Source organism: Candidatus Sordicultor fermentans (assembly GCF_012728195.1).
Lineage (GTDB): Bacteria > Atribacterota > Atribacteria > Atribacterales > Caldatribacteriaceae > Sordicultor > Sordicultor fermentans.
Genome location: NZ_JAAYFP010000219.1, coordinates 1 through 3,359 on the forward strand (window position 1 = coordinate 1; position 3,359 = coordinate 3,359).

Annotated in this window: 3 protein-coding genes and 1 pseudogene; 1 reads left to right on the forward strand and 3 read right to left on the reverse strand. The window is 41.0% G+C overall.

The window, feature by feature from the left end:
* The 3 genes and pseudogenes from GXZ17_RS10625 to GXZ17_RS10635 form a co-directional block, all read right to left on the reverse strand.
* A pseudogene (locus GXZ17_RS10625) lies at positions 1–327 on the reverse strand (ABC transporter substrate-binding protein); the annotation flags it as partial.
* A gap of 120 nt (positions 328–447) precedes the next feature.
* Positions 448–1,830, reverse strand: coding sequence for a hypothetical protein (locus GXZ17_RS10630; RefSeq protein ID WP_409377257.1), 1,383 nt, complete (start codon positions 1,828–1,830; stop codon positions 448–450).
* Between the two features lie 17 nt (positions 1,831–1,847).
* Entirely contained in the window at positions 1,848–2,837 is a 990-nt protein-coding gene (locus GXZ17_RS10635) for a LacI family DNA-binding transcriptional regulator (RefSeq protein WP_409377258.1), read from the reverse strand.
* Positions 2,838–3,143: 306 nt separating this feature from the next.
* Between GXZ17_RS10635 and GXZ17_RS10640 the strand changes: the two genes are divergently transcribed.
* On the forward strand, positions 3,144–3,359 hold a 216-nt coding region (locus GXZ17_RS10640; RefSeq protein WP_409377259.1), incomplete at its 3' end, for a helix-turn-helix domain-containing protein.

The window sequence follows — 3,359 nt, forward strand, 5'->3', positions numbered from 1 at the left end:
CCAGTAAATGCCTTCCCTGATTTTTATGGTCATTTTAGTGAAATCTTCGTTATATTCTGGCTCTTCTGCAGCCAAAGCATTAATCCATTCACCTGTCTGGGGATCTACATACCATAAAGCATCCATCAACATTTGTTGAAGCCCATGACCGGCTTGAGATCCTGGAATCCAAACATTAAAATTTCCTGGGTTTCCAATCCGTCCATGTAAGATATCAACGATGAGAGTCTCGGCTCTGGGAATCTCCGGTAAAACTTGCGCAAAGCTCACACCAGCTGCACCAACCAGCAAAATAGCCAGCACCACCGACCACACTATTTTCCTCATCTTTTTCCTCCTTTTCAAAAATCAATCATGCTATACTCAAAAGTTTCCTTACCACCAATTACCACACGACTTCCCCTTACCAGCTCTTTCTATTTTAGCCAGATTTCCCCGCATCACCTCCTATAACTTAAAACGTAAATAAGAATCAAAAGTTTTTAAGTAATCATCCAGAAGTTTTTTCGCTACTTCAAGGTCATCGATCATGGGGTCTATGGCAAAAGCCTCCTGGGCTAATTTTCGGTCTTCTTCTACAATAGCTCTCACCACTAATTCATTTATAAGAGCCTGTCTCCTGCACAGTTCAGCAATGGGTTCAGGAAGTTCACATCCTCCTAATCCTATCAGGCCTTCGCTACCTAAAATTGCCGGAACTTCCACTATTACCTCATCTGGCAGATTGACTATATATCCCTGGTTAGGGATATTCACCGCTTCTTCATAAGAATTGAGGTTTTTTAATATTCCGGCAATAATGAATTCTCCTCTTTCTGTTTCTACTTCCTTCCATCCTTCCATCGGCTCTTTCCCTTCTACTACTCTCTCGATTTTTTCCCACATCTTTTGTCTTCCTTTTTCAGCCCACTCAAAGTCGTACATCTGGATATCATATCTTTCCCAGGTTTTGCGACTCACATTGTGAGTGTAGGGAAGATACTCACAGAGATGACAATCTCCGGGAACCGGTAAAAGACCAAAAACCCGGAAAACTTCCTGAGTCAAAGGCTCGAAAGAGGGAGAAATAGTTTCCATTCTTCTTTCAATTTCGGGATAGAGATCCCTCCCTGTTCCTTTTTCTGTTACATTTATCATCCAGGTAAAATGATTAAGTCCCCAAGCCCGGATGATGAACTTCTCTCTGGCCTTTTTACTCATAACTTGAAAAAGAGACATAGATCGGTCATTCCACCTAAAGTTAAAGTCTCGAGGGAGGCGCAAATCTAACTCATCGGCAAAAAGAGCAGCTAGGATAAAATAACCAAAATTAATCTGGTGACAGATACCGATGGTCTTTATACTGGAATACAGGTTAGCCGCGGTACAGATCCTGGGAACCGGGTTAGTAAAGTTCAAAAGCCAGGCCTCAGGACAATATTTTTCCATATCCTGAAGAATGGGCATAATAGCCGATAAATTGCGAGCTGTGTGAGCAAAAGCACCCGGCCCTCCATTTTCAGCATAATGGTTAATGCCATAGCGAAGAGCAATATCTCGATCTAACTTCCAACATTTTTCCCGGTCAATGGCAATGGAGAGAATTACAAAATCTGCACCTTCCAGAGCTTTTCCCCTCTCTACAGAGCTGTTAATTTTAACCCCCGAACCCCAGGCCTCGTTCATTTTCTCTGCCAATTTTCTGATTTTTTCTAAACCATTTTCATCAATGTCATGTAAAAACAGTTCCACTCCTTGCAAATCGGGGTGACGCAGTATTCCTACTAAAGTTGACAGACCAAAAGCTGCACTTCCTGCTCCAATTACCGTCACCTTCGCTTTTTTATCCAACTTTCACACCTCCCCCATTATTTTTCCGAAAAAAACGCAGTAGACTTCCTCTCTACCAACTTCACCTCTTCAATTACATAGGACTCTACTCCATTGTTATGCATTAGACGGATTAATAACTCCACTGACCGCTTACCAATTAACTTTTTAGGAATTTCTACCGAGGTTAAAGGAGGACAGGTTAATCGAGAAAAAAAAGTATTATCAAAACCTACCACTGATAAATCCTCCGGAATTTTCATACCCAGTTCTTGAGCAGCAGCCATGATCCCACAAGCAGTCGGGTCATTATGAGCAAAGACAGCGCTTATTTGATTTTCAGAAGAAAGATATTTTAATCCTAGCTGGCGAGCTTCTTCAAAAGTAGGGGTAATCTCTACCATTAATTGCGGGTCTACAGGAATTTGTTTTTCCTTCAAAGCCCTTTTATAACCCTGAAAACGATTATGAAAAAGAGAGCTCTTAGAAGAGCCACCTACACAGAGAATCCGAGAATGGCCTAAATCCACCAAATGACGAGTAGCAAGATAAGCTCCCTCTTCATCAGGGAAAAGAATACTACGAGAAAAAGGGCTATCTAAAACTCCCCCTAAAAAAACCAGAGGAACCTGGGCAGAAAAAAATTCTTTAAGGCGAGACAAGCTCAGGCGAGTAGCCAATATAAAACCATCAACTTTCTTATCTTTCAAATCCTGAAGATAAAAAGCATCATAATCTTTTTCTATAGGTAGAAGAAGAAGATGATAACCCATGGTGCGAGCAGTGCTCTCTGCTGCAGCAAAAACTTCGGTAAAAAAGGGATTGAAGATATCGTCTATAACCATTGCAATGAGGCGTGATGAGTCTCTTTTAGGGGGAGAAATATGCACCTCCACCCCCAGCTCCGCCATAGCTTCTAAAACCCTTTTACGGAGAGCATCGCTTACCGGACGAGTGCCATTTATCACGTGGGAAACTGTGGCAACCGAAACGTTGGCTTTTTCAGCTATTTCTTTCAGTTTAGCCATTTTTCACCTTTGTAAAATTTTCTAAACTTTAGAAAATTTTACAATATTAAATAAAGTTTGTCAATGGATCGAAGAGGCTGTTTGTGGAACACGGAAGGAAGATGGTATCCCCCCGGTAGGTATTAAAGTTCTCAGAGAAAGAGAAAAAAGATTATTATTAGATTTCATAAGAGACAATCTTAAACAACCGAAAAAAAGAAGAAAGGAGTGAAAGATACATGGCATCTGGTATTATTATGGTATTCTCATTCAAAACACCATAATGAAAGGCGGTAACCAGATGCCATGTGGGAATATTATACTATAATGAGAATATCTAAGGATAAACAATGCCTGAGATGGCAAATTGTTCAATATGCCCTGGAAAATGGTGTTAAACCCGCTGCTCGAGCTTTCCATACTACTCCTAAGACGGTTAGGAAATGGCTTAATAGATGGAAAGAAAGTGGCCGGTCTGGTCTTGTGGATCAAAGCAAAGCCCCTCGGAATCCTAAAAGATATATTACTGAGGAGCAAAAGAAC

Excerpts from the sequence above, each read along its gene's own strand:
- GXZ17_RS10635 (WP_409377258.1), bottom strand. The coding sequence starts at position 2,837 with ATGGCTAAACTGAAAGAAATAGCTGAAAAAGCCAACGTTTCGGTTGCC.